General features: G+C 65.8%; 14 protein-coding genes. 5 read left to right on the top strand and 9 right to left on the bottom strand.

Features of this window, described 5'->3' with window-relative positions:
* Positions 1–34 precede the first annotated feature (34 nt).
* Together BLQ71_RS07010 and BLQ71_RS07015 are read left to right on the top strand one after the other, a co-directional pair.
* Complete coding sequence (locus tag BLQ71_RS07010) at positions 35–1,057, top strand: phosphotransferase family protein (protein ID WP_074621188.1); 1,023 nt, start codon at positions 35–37, stop codon at positions 1,055–1,057.
* Positions 1,050–1,445, top strand: a complete 396-nt coding sequence (locus tag BLQ71_RS07015; RefSeq protein WP_043136389.1) for a PaaI family thioesterase — start codon at positions 1,050–1,052, stop codon at positions 1,443–1,445. Before BLQ71_RS07010 ends, BLQ71_RS07015 begins: the two co-directional genes overlap by 8 nt.
* Before the next feature lie 24 nt (positions 1,446–1,469).
* Here the strand turns inward: BLQ71_RS07015 and gph are convergent, their stop codons facing one another.
* From gph to BLQ71_RS07060, 9 genes are all read right to left on the bottom strand, one after another.
* Positions 1,470–2,114: a phosphoglycolate phosphatase gene (gene gph, locus BLQ71_RS07020; protein WP_074621189.1), complete on the bottom strand. Its 645-nt coding sequence runs from the start codon at positions 2,112–2,114 to the stop codon at positions 1,470–1,472.
* Entirely contained in the window at positions 2,111–2,800 is a 690-nt protein-coding gene (gene rpe / locus BLQ71_RS07025) for a ribulose-phosphate 3-epimerase (RefSeq protein WP_043136392.1), read from the bottom strand. Before rpe ends, gph begins: the two co-directional genes overlap by 4 nt.
* A gap of 74 nt (positions 2,801–2,874) precedes the next feature.
* Positions 2,875–3,807 carry a 2-hydroxyacid dehydrogenase gene (locus tag BLQ71_RS07030; RefSeq protein WP_074621190.1) on the bottom strand — a complete coding sequence of 311 codons (933 nt, stop codon included), beginning with the start codon at positions 3,805–3,807 and terminating at the stop codon, positions 2,875–2,877.
* A gap of 88 nt (positions 3,808–3,895) precedes the next feature.
* Complete coding sequence (rodA, locus tag BLQ71_RS07035; protein ID WP_074621191.1) at positions 3,896–5,035, bottom strand: rod shape-determining protein RodA; 1,140 nt, start codon at positions 5,033–5,035, stop codon at positions 3,896–3,898.
* On the bottom strand, positions 5,032–6,975 hold the full coding sequence (gene mrdA / locus BLQ71_RS07040) for a penicillin-binding protein 2 (RefSeq protein ID WP_074621192.1): 1,944 nt from the start codon (positions 6,973–6,975) through the stop codon (positions 5,032–5,034). The genes rodA and mrdA overlap by 4 nt, the downstream gene beginning before the upstream one ends.
* Positions 6,972–7,511 (bottom strand): hypothetical protein, encoded by a 540-nt coding sequence (locus BLQ71_RS07045; RefSeq protein WP_043136407.1) that lies wholly within the window; start codon positions 7,509–7,511, stop codon positions 6,972–6,974. Before BLQ71_RS07045 ends, mrdA begins: the two co-directional genes overlap by 4 nt.
* Positions 7,504–8,424: a rod shape-determining protein MreC gene (gene mreC / locus BLQ71_RS07050; protein ID WP_043136409.1), complete on the bottom strand. Its 921-nt coding sequence runs from the start codon at positions 8,422–8,424 to the stop codon at positions 7,504–7,506. The genes BLQ71_RS07045 and mreC overlap by 8 nt, the downstream gene beginning before the upstream one ends.
* Before the next feature lie 587 nt (positions 8,425–9,011).
* Entirely contained in the window at positions 9,012–10,049 is a 1,038-nt protein-coding gene (locus tag BLQ71_RS07055; protein ID WP_371931771.1) for a rod shape-determining protein, read from the bottom strand.
* A gap of 156 nt (positions 10,050–10,205) precedes the next feature.
* A complete protein-coding gene (locus BLQ71_RS07060; protein ID WP_074621193.1) occupies positions 10,206–11,048 on the bottom strand; it encodes a hypothetical protein in 843 nt (280 codons plus the stop codon).
* Between the two features lie 167 nt (positions 11,049–11,215).
* Between BLQ71_RS07060 and BLQ71_RS07065 the strand changes: the two genes are divergently transcribed.
* The 3 genes from BLQ71_RS07065 to BLQ71_RS07075 all read left to right on the top strand — a co-directional run bounded on the left by BLQ71_RS07065 (position 11,216) and on the right by BLQ71_RS07075 (position 14,947).
* The gene (locus tag BLQ71_RS07065) at positions 11,216–11,620 is read left to right on the top strand and encodes a hypothetical protein (protein ID WP_074621194.1); all 405 of its coding nucleotides are present in this window, start codon (positions 11,216–11,218) and stop codon (positions 11,618–11,620) included.
* Positions 11,621–11,786: 166 nt separating this feature from the next.
* On the top strand, positions 11,787–14,294 hold the full coding sequence (locus tag BLQ71_RS07070; protein WP_043136419.1) for a GcvT family protein: 2,508 nt from the start codon (positions 11,787–11,789) through the stop codon (positions 14,292–14,294).
* A gap of 203 nt (positions 14,295–14,497) precedes the next feature.
* Positions 14,498–14,947 (top strand): YtoQ family protein, encoded by a 450-nt coding sequence (locus BLQ71_RS07075; protein WP_043136422.1) that lies wholly within the window; start codon positions 14,498–14,500, stop codon positions 14,945–14,947.
* The last annotated feature ends 6 nt before the right edge of the window (positions 14,948–14,953 follow it).

A 14,953-nucleotide genomic window follows, 5' to 3' on the forward strand; every position in this document is an offset into this window, starting at 1 on the left:
GAGTATTTGAAGAGAAAAGAAACAGGGGGGCGGGATGCAGGCGGTGGACCTGGCGCGCGTGGCGGAATGGATGCAGGACCATGTGCCGGGGTTTTACGGGCCGCTGCAGGCCGAGCAATTCGAACAGGGCCAGTCCAACCCCACCTTCCGGCTGGACAGTCCCTCGGGTCGCTATGTCTTGCGGCGCAAGCCTCCGGGGAAGCTGTTGAAATCCGCGCATGCGGTGGACCGGGAGTTTCGCGTCCAGTCTGCGCTGGCCGGGACTGGCGTGCCCGTGCCGAGGATGTTGGCATTTTGCCAGGACGACGCGGTGCTGGGCAGTGCGTTCTACATCATGGAGCATGTCGCCGGCCGCACCCTTGTCAAACCCGACCTGCCGGGGGAGGCGCCGACGGGGCGGGCCGCGATCATGGACGAGGTGAACCGCGTTCTGGCTGCGATCCACTCCCTCGACCCGGCCCGACTGGGCCTGTCTGATTACGGTGCGCCAGGAAACTACTATGAACGACAGCTGGCGCGGTGGACGGGGCAGTACCGCGCCTCGGAAACCGAACGGCAGCCTGACATGGAGGCCCTGATCACCTGGCTGGAACGGGCCGTGCCTGCCGATGACGGGCAGCGGACGCTCGTGCATGGCGATTTCCGCCTGGACAACCTGTTGTTCGCGCCAGAGGGGGCAGAGTGCAGGGCGGTGCTGGACTGGGAGCTGTCCACGCTGGGCCATCCCCATGCGGACTTCGCCGGGGTCCTGATGCAATGGCAGTTGCCGCCGGGGCCGGAGACGCGCGGACTGGCCGGGGTGGACCGGGCAGCACTGGGCCTGCCCTCGGACCAGGCATTCGTCACCAGCTATTGCGTGCGACGCGGGATCGACGGGATCGGCAACCTTGGCTTTTGTGTGGCCTTCGCCTTCTTCCGCATGGCGGCGATCCTGCAGGGGGTCAGGAAACGTGCCCTTGACGGCACTGCCGCGAACCCGGAAAAGGGTTTGAAACTGGGCGCTTATGTGCCAAAATTTGCAGCTATGGGGCTGGAGGCCCGGCACGGATATGGATGAGGCTTTCCGCGAGGCACCCTATGCCTATTCCCGGCACATCGGGATGAAGATGACCGACTGGCACGAGGGCTATGCCGCCTTCGAGCTGCCGCTGGAAGATTTCCTGATGAACCGTCACGGTAATCCGCATGGCGGTGTCCATGCCTCTCTGCTGGACACGGTCATGGGTTACGCTGGCTGCTGGACCGGCGATCCCGAGCGCAAGCAGCTGTGCCTGACGCTGAGCCTGAACGTGCAGTACCTCTCGCGACCCAAAGGGCAATTGCTGAAGGGCGAGGGCTGGAAGACCGGCGGCGGGCGGTCTTCCTTCTTTGCCGAGGCGCAGATCGCGGATGAAACCGGCGAGCTGATTGCCAAGGGCACGGGCGTGTTCAAGTACCGGTCTTGACGGCGTGGCGGGCTGAACCCCGCCCTACGCAAGGTCCGCGACCAGCGCGGGCAGATCTGCGTGATCCGCGAAACTGGCCCTGTGCGGCAGGTCCCCGACCGGCGTCTTGCGATAGCCCTCCGTGAACAGCAGGAACGGGATGCCCGCGTTCTGTGCGGTCTCGACGTCTGTTTCGCTGTCGCCCACGTAAAGCGCGCGAGAGGCGCCGTCGAGCGCGGCGTGCAGCATGGCCGGGTCGGGCTTGCGCGTGGGCAGGCTGTCCCCGCCGATGACAACCTCGAAGAAGGGCGCCAGCCCGGTGTCGCGCAGCGCGGACAGCGTGGCCTCATGTGGCTTGTTGGTGCAAAGGGTCAGCCGATGGCCTGCCTCTTGCAGTGCGGTCAGTGCCTCGCGCGCGCCGGGATAGACCGAGTCCGGGTCGCTGGGCGTGTTGACGTAGTGATGCATGGTGCGGCGCGTCAGCTCGGCGTGATGGTCCTGCGAAACGCCGACGTGATCCAGCACCCGTTCCAGCAGGATCGGCAAGCCCCGTCCGACAAAGCCTTGCGTCGTGTGGCGGTCGATCCCGGGCAGGGACATTTCCGCCAGTGCCGAGGCCACGCCGTGATGGATATGCGGCACGCTGTCGATCAGTGTGCCGTCCAGGTCGAAGGCGATGGTCAGGCTCATGCGGCGAGCGTGGTGGCCGCAGTGCGGATCGCGCGGATGTTCTCGCCATAGGGCGCCGGGTTCTCGACCGATCCGCCGCGGAACACGGCAGATCCGGCCACAAGAACGTCGGCGCCAGCCTCGACCACAAGCGGCGCGGTGGTCGGATCGACGCCGCCGTCGATCTCGATATGCACCGGGCGGTCCCCGATCATCTGGCGCAGGGTGCGGACCTTGCTGGTCATGTCGATGAATTTCTGCCCGCCGAAGCCGGGGTTCACGGTCATGACGCAGACCAGATCGGTCAGGTCCAGCAGGTGTTCGATGGCCTGCGCCGGGGTGCCCGGGTTCAGCGCCACACCCGCCTTCATTCCGGCGGCGCGGATTGCCTGCAGGGTGCGATGGGTATGCGCCCCGGCCTCGACATGGGCGGTCAGGATGTCGGCGCCCGCTTCGGCGTAGGCCTCGATATAGGGATCGACGGGGGCAATCATCAGGTGCACGTCCATGACCGTCTTGACATGTTTGCGGAAGGCTTTGACCGCGGGCGGGCCAAAGGTGAGGTTCGGGACAAAGTGCCCGTCCATCACGTCGACATGGATCCAGTCGGCGCCCTGATCCTCGACGGCGCGGATCTCACGCCCGAAATCGGCGAAATCGGCGGACAGGATGGAGGGGGCGATCTTGACGGTGCGGTCGAAGGGCATGGGTTTTCCTGAAAGCAAGGCGGTTGAACAGGGATTTGGCCGCTGAAGGGCGCCGGGTCAAGTCCGGGACGGGGTCAGTACCCGGCGTCGCGGTCCACGAGGTGCAACAGGGACTCACCGGCTTCGCCACGGCGGATGTTTTCGGCGATGACGCGGGCCGCCGTCCCGGGGCGTGTCGTGGAGGCGATATGCGGGGTGACGGTAACATGGGGGTGGGACCAGAAAGGATGATCTTCCGGCAGTGGCTCGACGCGAAAGACGTCGAGCGTGGCATGCGCGATCTGCCCCGCGTCCAGCGCGTCGATCAGCGCGCCATCGTCGATCAGCGGCCCGCGCCCCGGGTTGATGAGGAAAGCGCCGCGCGCCGGCAGGGCCAGCGTCTCGGCGTCGATCAGGTTCAGGGTGGCGGGCGTATCCGGCAGCAGCAGGATGACGATCTGCGCATCGGTCAGGGCCTTGCGCAATCCGTCCTCCCCTGCATGGCAGATGACACCGGGCAGTTCCTTTTGCGTGCGGCTCCACCCCGTGACCGGGAAACCCAGCGCAGTCAGAGCCTTGGCACAGGCCTGCCCCAGCGCGCCCATCCCCAGGATCGTCACGGGGCGGTCAGCCGACAGCGGCGGCGGGGTCGCGTCCCATTCGCGGTCCGGGTTCACGATATGGGCGTCCATGCCAAGGTGGTGGCGCAGCGTATGGCCGGTGACCCATTCCACCATGCCCTGGGTCAGACCGTCCTCATCGACCATGCGGGCCAGCGGCACGGTTAGGGTCTCGTTCCCGGTGATGCCCTCGACACCGGCCCAGAGGTTCAACACGGCCTTGAGCCGGGTAAACGGCGTGAAATCCTGCACGTCCGAATTCGGCGCATAGACGATGTAATCTACCTCGGCAGCGGGCAGCTCGGTGTCCAGCCGATAGTCCAGCCCGGCGGCGTCAAGCGCGCTGCGCAACGGGCCTTCGTAGTCTTCCCATTTCTCGGAGCGGGCGGCGAAGAGGATATTGGTCATGGTCGGGGCTCCGGTCTGGGTTTTGCCCCTTAGACCACGGGCACCGGCAGAGGGAAAGCCGGTGCCCCGGGGCCAGGTCCGGCCCGGATCACCTTGGCCGGTGGATATGCGCGCTTTGCACCAGGCCAAAGGCCAGCATCAGGACCAGCATGGCCGACCCGCCATAGCTGACCATCGGCAGCGGCACCCCGACGACCGGGGCCAGCCCCATGACCATCGACATGTTCACGGCGAAGAACAGGAAGAAGGTCAGCCCGATCCCAAGGATCAGCAGCGAAGAGAACCGGTCACGGTTCTGAAGGGCCGCCACGATGCAGAACAGAAGGATCAGGACATAGAGCGCCAGCAGGGACACCCCGCCGACAAAGCCGAATTCCTCGGCCAGCGTGTTGAAGATGAAGTCGGTGTGTTTCTCGGGCAGGAAGTTCAGCCGCGATTGCGTGCCCTGCATGAACCCGCGCCCAGTCCAGCCGCCCGATCCCATCGCGATCTTGGCCTGGGTGATGTGATAGCCCGCCCCCAGCGGATCCTGCGACGGGTCCAGGAACGTGTCGATGCGACGGAACTGGTAGTCCGCCAACAGCTGCCAATCGGTGCCGCGGCTCTGGAACACGGCCCAGATGGTGCCGATGCCGGCGCTGATCACGGTGGCAAAATACAGCCAGTGCACCCCGGCAAGGAACATCATCAGCCCGCCCGCCGTCATCAACAGGATCGCGGTCCCCAGGTCCGGCTGGGTCAGCACCAGGCCCGTGGGCACAAGGATGATGAGGATGGGGACCAGCACCCAGAGCGGGCGTGAGGTGCGCGACAGCGGCAGCCGGTCATAATAGGCGGCCAGCAGCATGACCATCGCGATCTTCATCACCTCGGAGGGCTGCAACCGCATGAAGCCCAGGTCGATCCAGCGCTGGGCGCCCATGCCGACGGCGCCGAACAGCTCGACCATCACCAGAAGGCCGAGCGAGCCGAAATAGGCGACCAGCGCCATGTTGCGCCAGAACCAGATCGGCACCATCGCGACGATGAACATCAGCGCCAGGCCCAGGCCAAAGCGTTTCATCTGGGGTTCCGCCCAGGGGCTGAACGACCCGCCCGCGACCGAGTAGAGCATCAGGAACCCGATGCCCGCCACCGCCGTCAGCAGGACGATCAGCGGCCAGTTCAGGTGCAGGATCTTGCGCCAGCCGGTGGGGACCGTCTTGACGTTGTATTCAAGATACGTCACGCGCTGTCGCTCCCCTGCGCGCGACGTTCGGCACGTTCGCGCGCCAGCCGTTCCTGCTGGGCCTTGATGCGGCGCCGGTCAGCCTTGGGATAGGCCTCGAGCGGGGGATCGCCCTTGTAGAGCGCCTGCAGCGTGACGTCGCGGGCGATCGGCGCCGCCGCGGTACTGCCGCCGCCGCCGTGTTCGACCACTACCGAGACGGCGATCTGGGGCGCCTCTGCCGGGGCAAAGTTCACGAACAATGCGTGGTCACGCCGTTCCCAGGGCAGGTCGTCGTTCGAGGTGACGCCGCGCGCACGCTCGGCGGCGGTGATGTTGCGGACCTGGCTGGTGCCGGTCTTGCCGGCCATGCGCATCTCGGCCGCGTCGATGCGCGACCGGTAGGCGGTGCCGTGGCGATGGTTCGACACCGCGAACATGGCGCGGCGGATCTGGCGCAGGTGGTTGGGGTTGATCCCGAGATCTGCCCCCTCCAGGTGCACGGTCTCGATGCCGTCGACGCTCTTGACGAGGCGCGGCGTCACCGCCTTGCCGGTGGCGATGCGTGCCGTCATCACCGCCAGTTGCAGCGGCGACGACAGGACGAAGCCCTGGCCGATGGAGGCGTTGACGGAGTCCCCGATCACCCAGTCCGCGCCACGGTTGCGCCGCTTCCAGTCCTTGTCGGGGATCAGGCCGCTGGTGACGGCCGACATCGGGATGTCATGCGACTCTCCCATGCCCAGACGGCGCGCCATGTCGGCGATGCGTTCGATGCCCACCTTCAGCGCCATTTCATAGTAATAGACGTCGCAGCTTTCGCGCAGGCTCTGTTCCAAGGTCATGTGGCCGTGGCCGACGCGTTTCCAGCAGTGGAACTTGCGCCCGCCGACCTCCAGGTGGCCGGGGCACCAGACCGTGTCGTCGGGCGTCATCAGGCCCGCGTCCATTGCCGCCAGCGCCGTGACCATCTTGAAGGTCGAGCCGGGCGGATAGGCGTCCTGCACGGTTTTCGAGGCCAGCGGGCGGTGGTCATTGTCGCGCAACTTGCCGTAGTCGGCCACCGAAATCCCGCGCACGAACTTGTTGGGGTCGTAGGACGGGGCCGAGGCAATGGCCAGAAGGTCTCCGCGGTTGACGTCCATCACCACGACAGAGGCACTTTCCTGTCCAAGGCGGGCCTGGACGTATTCCTGCAGCGCCGTATCCACGGTCAATTGCAGGTCGGCGCCGGCCTCGCCCTCGCGCCGGTCGAGTTCGCGCATGACGCGGCCCACGGCGTTGACCTCGACCCGTTTGGCGCCGGCATTGCCGCGCAGCTGTTCCTCGTACTTGGCCTCGACGCCCACCTTGCCGATCTGGAACCGGGGGATGCGCAGCACGGGCGGCGGATCCTCGTAGCGCGACAGGTCGCGTTCCGAGACCGGCCCGACGTAGCCCGCCACATGGGCATAGAGCTCGCGGCTCGGGTAGACCCGGCTCAGGCCCACCTCGGGCGTGACGCCGGGCAGGGCAGGGGCGTTGACCGCGACACGGCTGATGTCCTCCCACCGGACGCGATCGGCGATGGTGACGGGAAAGAAGGGGGCCGTCCGCTCCATCTCGGCCAGGGCGCGGTTCAGGTCATCCTCGTCCAGTTCCACCAGTTGGCCCAGGCGGCGGATCACCGTGGTCACGTCGCCCGCGTCCTCACGCGTCAGCGTGATGCGGTATGTCTGTTCGTTCTCGGCGATCACCCGGCCTTCGCGGTCGAAGATGCGGCCACGGGCGGGAGGAATCAGCCGGATGTTGATGCGGTTTTCCTCGGCCAGGAGGCGGAATTCATCTGCCTGGTCGACCTGCATGTGACGCATCCGCAGGGCCAGCACGCTGGCAAAGCCAAGTTGCAGTCCGCCCAGCATCAGCCCGCGTCGCGTGATGCGACGGGCACTGTCGGCGGTTTCGCGTGGGCTTCGTCTCATAGCGGGCGTCCCGTGTGATCGTATTCGCCGGGCGTGCTGCGCCGCACGCCAAGTGCAAGGTAGCTGATCGCGGCCACCAGGGGGTAGATCGCGACCGTCATACCATATTGCATCACCCATAGAGAAAGCATTCCCGGCGTTACGATCAAGAGTGCGAGAGTGACGCGGTAGATCACGGTGATGACCAGAAGGCCGGTCGCGGCGGTCAGCCATTCGGCGGCAAAGGTGTTCTCGCGCACGTGGCGGCCCCGCACCTTGAGCCATTCCGAGGTCAGCAGCACCAGCAGCGCCCAAAGTCCGGGGGGCCGATGAAAAAGGAAGTCCGCCAGCAGCATGACCCCGGCGATGGACATCATCGGAACGTAGTCGGGCCGCCGCAGTGCCCAGGCAAAGGTCAGTGCCGTCAGGACGTCCGGCCCCGCGATGCGCGAGGGCATGATCTGCAGCGGCAGCAGGTGGACGAAGAATATCGCCAGGGCGAGCGCCACGTAGGTGGCCCGCATCGTCCAGAGCCGCGCCGGGCTGTTCTCAGCCATCGCCGGGCGTTCCCGGTGCTGCGGGGGGCGGCGGCGCACCGGCGTCGGGCAGGGCCTCCGGCAGGATCAGCGAAGAGGGTGCCTCGACCCGGCGTGCGCCGTGGTCACGCAGGACGCGCAGGAATTCCAGTTGTTCGTAATCGGCGGCCAGGCGCACCCGCAACCGCCCGCCGGGGTCCTGCGCCACTTGGCCGATCAGCAGGCCGGGCGGAAAGACCTCGCCGTCGCCGGTGGTCACGATCCGGTCACCGGGGCGCACCAGGTCGGGGTTTTCCAGGAAGTCGATGGGCGGGGCAGAGGTGTTGTCACCCGCGATGATGGCACGCTGGCCCGAAGGCTGGATTTCCGCCGGGATGCGCGATGTCGCATCGGTCAGCAGGATCACGCGGCTGGTATTGGCGCCCACGCCGGAGACCCGGCCCACCAGCCCGATGCCGTCCATCGTCGCCCAGCCGTCCACGATGCCGTCGCGCCCGCCCACGTTGATCAGCACCGACTGCCGGAACGGAGAGCCGGAATCCGCCAGCACCACGGCGGTGATATAGGTCAGACGCGGGTCCAGACGGACGTTGTTGAGGTCGCGCAGGCGGGCGTTTTCCTGTTCCAGCTGCAGCGCCGCCTCTTTCCAGGCGGTCATCTTGCGCAGCTCGCGGCGCAGCTCCTCGTTCTGTTCATACAGCTGCTGATAGCTCTGGAAATCGCGCACCAGCCGGATGGTGGCCGTCACCGGCGCCATCGCCCAGTCCATGCGCGGCACCACCGCGTCCACGACCTGCGCGCGGAACCGTTCCACGCGCGGACTGTCGATGCGCCACAGCAGGAAGATCCCGAAGAGCACCAGCGCAAGGACGACAAGCAACAGGCGCTTGAGCGGGCCGGTAAAGTCGTCGGATGCATTGCGGTCGCTGGCCATGAGACTCGTCGGGTTCGTTTAGCCTATTCTGTATAGATTGGTGCCCGGTTACTACAGTCACGCTTGACCCAGAGCCAGCACAACTTTGCCGACCCGCGACGGTGGCATAGGCTGCATGTGCGGGAAGTCGCCTCCTCTGTCTTGAAGGTGCGGCTGTCTACCGATCCCGTTTCGAGTACATGGAGCTCGCTATGACACCATTCTTTTTGTCGGCCCTTTTCGCCGCAAGCCTTTCTTTTGCGACATTGCCCAGTTTTGCCGCGGCGCAACAGATGCTGTCCGACGGGCAGGAAATTGTCGCAACGATTTCGAAAGGACCCTTTTCAAGTTTTCAGGGTCGATATGGTACAGGGAAGGTAGGCTTTACCTATCGCAAATCGTCAAACACTCTCGGTCCAGCCAGCATCCTATCACACACGGGCAACAAGATCGTTGCGCGGGGGACCTCAACTACCTGTACGTTCCGCAAAAACGCCTCCGTCAGTTGCAAGAACGGTAGCCGGGGCGTTTGGCAGTTGGCCAAGTAGAACACGACCAAAGCTTGCCGAAACGGGCAGAGGGCAAGCTCTGGCAATCGTGCCGCGCGTTCAGCTGTCGTAGTCGATGGCGTGGCGCAGTTGTTTTTCGTATTCCAGCGCCTTGCCGGTGCCCAGGGCCACGCAGTTGAGGCTTTCGTCCGCGATGGACACGGCGAGGCCGGTCTGTTCACGCAGGGCGAGGTCCAGATCCCCCAGCAGTGCGCCGCCGCCGGTCAGCATCACGCCCCGGTCGACGATGTCGGCGGCAAGGTCCGGCGGCGTCGCTTCCAGCGCGGTCATCACCGCCTCGCAGATCGCCTGCACGGGTTCGCTCAGCGCCTCGGCCACCTGGGCCTGGCTGATCTCGGTTTCCTTGGGCACGCCGTTCAGCAGGTCGCGGCCCCGGATCTGCATGGACGAGCCGCGTCCGTCGTCGGGCATCCGCGCCGTGCCGATCGAGGTTTTGATGCGTTCGGCGGTGGATTCGCCCACCAGCAGGTTCTGCTGGCGGCGCAGGTAGTTGATGATCGCCTCGTCCATGCGGTCACCCCCGACGCGCACGGAGCGCGCGTAGACGATGTCGCCCAGTGACAGCACCGCGACCTCGGTCGTGCCGCCGCCGATGTCGACGACCATGTTGCCGGTCGGGTCGGTGATCGGCATGCCGGCGCCGATGGCTGCCGCGATGGGTTCCGCGATCAGGCCCGCCTTGCGCGCGCCTGCCGACAGCACCGACTGGCGAATGGCGCGTTTCTCGACCGGGGTCGCGCCGTGCGGGACGCAGACGATGATCTTGGGCTTGGAGAAGGTCGAGCGGCGGTGAACCTTGCGGATGAATTCCTTGATCATCGCCTCGGCGGTGTCGAAATCCGCGATCACGCCTTCGCGCATCGGGCGGATCGCCTCGATGCTGCCGGGGGTCCGGCCCAGCATCAGCTTGGCGTCTTCGCCCACGGCCAGGACTTTCTTCTGGCCATCCTTCACATGGTAGGCGACCACCGAGGGCTCCGACAGGATAACCCCCTTGCCCTTGACGTAGACCAGCGTGTTCGCCGTTCCCAGGTCAATGGCCATGTCCGAAGAAAACAGGCCCAGGATGCCATCCATGCCAAACATATTGCTCTTGCCCCATTGCCTCATTGGCCCGCGACTCTGCGAGCCCGGACCTGCGCCGTTATAGGGCTGAGCCACTGGATGCGGAAGGGGGGCAGGGGGGCAAATCAGCGGGGAATCGCCGCATGCCGCCTTGTCAGGCAGGCGCGATCAGTGTGGCGGGCCGTTTAGCCGGACCTGTGCCGCCTCTGTCGCGGGCGGGACATGCGGCATGTCCCGGGGTTTCTCGGATTCGGGCCGGGCCGGGCGCCCGCTTTTTGCTGCAAGCGCGCGCAAAGCGCCAAGATCGACGGTGTCCAGAAAGCCCAGGATCGCCGAATCCGGCGCGCGGGTGGTCAGGCGCAGGTCTATGGCGCCAATCCGGGCGACAAAGCCGCGCAGGCGGTGCGGGCGCTGCCCGTCGTCCGCGATCTGGACCGGTCCCAGGACCTCGAACCAGGTCAGGTCCTGGGCGCTGCTGTGTTCGATCAGCGTGTCGATACGGTCGAAATGCGAGTCGATGGCGCGGAGATGCGCCCGCCAGACCGGGTGCGGAATGCTGCGGTCCGGGTCCTCGACCGACAGGACGATCAGGCCGCCCTCGCTGCGATAGGCGCGCGTGGTGTCTGCGCGGTAGCGCTCCAGCGCGGCGACCTCCCGGCGGGGCAAGCCATCTGCGGGGGGCAGGCCCAGTGTGGCGCGGCCCAACTCGCGGTCGCGGGCCGCCGCCTGCGCGGGACTGAAGAGAAAAGCTGTCTGTCCAACGGTGTCGGGTTCCTCCGTCCAGCCCGGAGGAGCCGGCGGCATGGCGTCGCTGACAAGCGAGGACCGGCGCAGAACCCGGCCCATGACGCCGTCGCGGTCGCCGAACCGCTCGATCAGGGTGGTGATGTAGTGCGCCTTGCCGAAGTCGGCCCCGGCCCGCGACCACTGTACGGCAAAGTCAGTACCGAGAGGGCCAAGCCCGGCCAGCCCGGCAAGGGCGAGGATGCCGAAACCTCTGGCGCGTGACATTCCCAACTCCTGTGCAACCCACAGGGGATCAACTGGCCTCCAATCGGGGCACGAGTTTGGCGTCGCGACGTCGAAAGCGGGAAAATCATGCGGACGAAAAGGTTTGACAGGTTCCAGAGCATGAGCGGAAACTAAAATGACCAAGCGTCAACGTGAGAGGCATTTCAATGAAGCGACTGATTTCCATGATCCTTGCCTGCCTGGCGGCCAGCCCGGCATTCGCGGACTCCTGCTGGGATCACAACGGATCCATCATGCGCCTGACGGATCAGGGCAACAACCGCTGGTTCTGGTACGAAACCACGCCGCACAGCTGGCAATACCCGGCGGGCGTGACGCCCGGCGTGTTGCTGTTCAACGGCTGGAAGAACGGTGAGTGGTACAGCGGCACGGCGCGGCGGTTTTCCAAGTACTGTCCCGGCACTCCGCTGGAATACCATGTCGAGGGGCCGGTCCTGCAGAACCCGCTGCGCGTTCAGCTCACAGGGCAATACCAGGTCCAGCAGAACTGCCAGCCGACCGGCGAATGGCGTAGGGATACGCTGGTCTTTACCTACCGATACCAGTGCTAGACTCGGGCGCCTGACGCAGGGGAAAAGCCGCGGCGCCGTCCCGCGGCTTTTTGCATGCCCAGCGATCTTCTTGCGCGTCGTTTTCCCCGCATGACGTGTCGGGCGCGCGCGGCGCCGGGATGTGCGGCGCGGTATTGAGGGGAAAATGAACCCGGAGAGTCGCGTCATGAAAACCCATGTCAAAGCTTTGGTCGTCGGCGGTGGCGCCGTCGGCACCTCGATTGCCTATCACCTGGCCAAGGCCGGCTGGGAAGACGTCATGCTCGTCGAGCGTGACGAACTCACCTCCGGCTCGACCTGGCACGCAGCCGGCCTGTTGCCGTTGTTCAACATGTCCTATGCGACGACCCACATCCACAAATACTCGGTCGATTTCTACAAGACTCTCGAGGAAGAGACCGGGCTGAACGCCGGTTTCGCCGTGGTGGGCAACCTGCGCATGGCGCAGACCGACGAGCGCATGGACGAATACCGGCTCTATGCCTCGACCGCCGAGACCTGCGGCGTGCCCTATGTCTGGCTGACCCCGGACGAAATCAAGGAACGCTGGCCGCTGATCAACACCGAGGATCTGAAGGGCGCGCTGTACCACCACACCGATGGCTACATCAACCCGGCGGACGTGACCCAGGCAATGGCCAAGGGCGCGCGTCAGCGCGGCGTCGAGATCGTGCGCAAGCTGCAGGCCGACAGCTACAACTGGACCGGCACGCACTGGGAAGTCACCTGCACCAAGATGGTGGAAAAGGGCGGCAACCTGGTCGAGAGCGACGAGACCGTCACCATCACCGCCGAGCATGTTGTGACGGCGTCCGGCAACCACGCGCAGCGCACCGCCAAACTGCTGGGCATCAAGATCCCCGCGATCCCGGTCGAACACCAGTTCATCGTCACCGACGTGGACCCCGCGCTGCAGGCCTGGCGCGCCGAGGGCAACCCCGAGCACCCGGTCATCCGCGACGCCGACGCGCAATCCTACGTCCGCGAAGAGCGTGGCGGCTGGATCCTGGGCGTCTACGAAAAGCACGCGCCCGCCTGCTTTGAATACGGCGTGCCGGACAGCTTCCGCGCCGACCTCTTCCCGCTCGACCTCGAGCGGATCGAAGATCAGTACATGGCGATGATCCACCGGATGCCCTCCTGCGAGGAATCCGGCCTCAAGGACGATTTCAACGGTCCGATCTGCTACACCCCGGACGGCAACCCGCTGGTCGGCCCGGCCCCGGGCCTGCGCAACATGTGGCTGGCAGAGGGCTTTTCCTTCGGCATCACCGCTGCGGGCGGCACCGGCTACTACCTTGCCCAGATGATGGTGGACGGCGAGGCCGAGATCGACATGGCCTCGCTCGACCCGAAACGCTATGGCCAGGGCTGGATGACCACCGAGTTCGCGGCACGCAAGAACGAAGAGTGCTACGACCACGTCTACATCCTGCACCACCCGGACGAGGAACGCCCGGCGTGCCGCCCGCTGCGCACCGCGCCGGCCTATGACCGGCAAAAGGCCAAGGGCGCGCAGTTCGGGTTCGTGAACGGCTGGGAACGTCCCAACTACTACGGTCCGCTGGATGCACCGGAAAACTTCGACCACGACGCGCGCAGCTTCCGCCGCGGCGGCTGGTGGCAATATGCCGTGGACGAGGCCAAGGCCGTGCGCGAAGGCGTGGGCCTGATCGACGCGACCGCCTTTACCAAGCACATCGTCGAGGGCCCCGGCGCGACGCAGTTCCTGGACTGGTTCACCTGCAACAAGCTGCCCAAGGTCGGCCGCATCAACCTGACCTACGCGCTGACCAGCCACGGCACCACCCGCACGGAATACACCATCGTGCGCCTGGCCGAAGACAAGTACTACCTGGTCTCCGCCGGTGCCTGGACCTCCTATGACAGCGACTACCTGCGCAAGGCGATCGAGGACAAGCGCGACGAATTCGGCTGGATTTCCTGCCATGACGTGACCACCCAGTGGGGCGTCTTTGCCATCGCCGGGCCGAAATCGCGCGACGTTCTGAAAGAGATCGTCAAGGATGCCGATCCGTCGACGGTGCTGGGCAACAAGCGTTTCCCCTGGCTGACAATGCGCAACATCGAACTGGGCATGGTGCCGGTCATGGCGATCCGCGTGGCCTATACCGGCGAACTGGGCTGGGAACTGCATCACCCGATCGAGATGCAGAACAACCTGTGGGACCAGCTGACCACCGCCGGCGAAAAGCACGGGATGAAGCTGGTCGGCGCGCGCGCCCAGAACTGGCTGCGGCAGGAGAAATCCTACCGTGCCTTCGGCAACGAGCTGGGCCGCGACGCCACCCCGCTGGAGGCCGACCTGCCGCGCTTTGTCGATCTGTCCAAGGATTTCCACGGCAAGGCCAAGCTGGAGGAAACCGGCGTGCGTTCCAAATGCGTGACGCTGCTGATCGACGGGCCGGCGGATGCCGATCCCTGGGGCCGTGAGGCGCTTTATGCGCCGGATGGCACCCGCGTCGGGCGCCTGACCTCGGGCGGCTATTCGGTCGCCTTCGGCAAGTCCATCGGCATGGGCTACGTCAAGCCGGAGCTGGCGGTCGAGGGCACCCAGCTGAAGGTCAAGATGCTGGACCAGCTCTGGGACGCGACGATCACCCAGGACAGCCCCTATGACCCGAAGAACGAGGTCATCCGCGTCGACGGCTGACACTGACACTCCGGACGGAGGCCGGAAATCGGCCTCCGCTCTCTGGCCGGGCGCCCCTACCGGGGCCGCCCGGCCATTGCATGTCAGGGCGGCGGAAATACCCGGCGGCCGCGCCGCCGCCGCCTTGCAACGGGCGCTGCCACCGATATGTTGACAGGAAACAGGGCGCCCAATGCGCCCTTTTTCATCGAAAGGAACGCGGAATGGGACTGAACGTCTATCTTTCGGGCGAGATTCACACCGACTGGCGCGACCAGATCATCGACGGCGCGCAGGGGCTGGACATCACCTTCAATGCGCCGGTCACCGACCACGCTGCCAGCGACGACTGCGGTGTCGAGATCCTGGGCGCCGAGGACAACAAGTACTGGCACGACCACAAGGGCGCGATGGTCAATGCCATCCGCACCCGCAAGGGCATCGCCGACGCGGATGTGGTCGTCGTGCGCTTTGGCGATAAGTACAAGCAGTGGAATGCGGCGTTTGACGCGGGCTATGCCAGCGCGCTGGGCAAGTCGCTGATCATCCTGCAGCCGCCGGAACACGATCACGCCCTGAAAGAGGTCGATGCCGCCGCCTTGGCGGTGGCGCGGACGCCGCAGGAGGTGGTGCAGGTCCTGCGTTACGTCCTGACCGGCGCTCTGCCGGGCTGAGTCTCG

This window comes from Antarctobacter albus, assembly GCF_900101505.1.
Classification (GTDB): domain Bacteria; phylum Pseudomonadota; class Alphaproteobacteria; order Rhodobacterales; family Rhodobacteraceae; genus Antarctobacter; species Antarctobacter albus.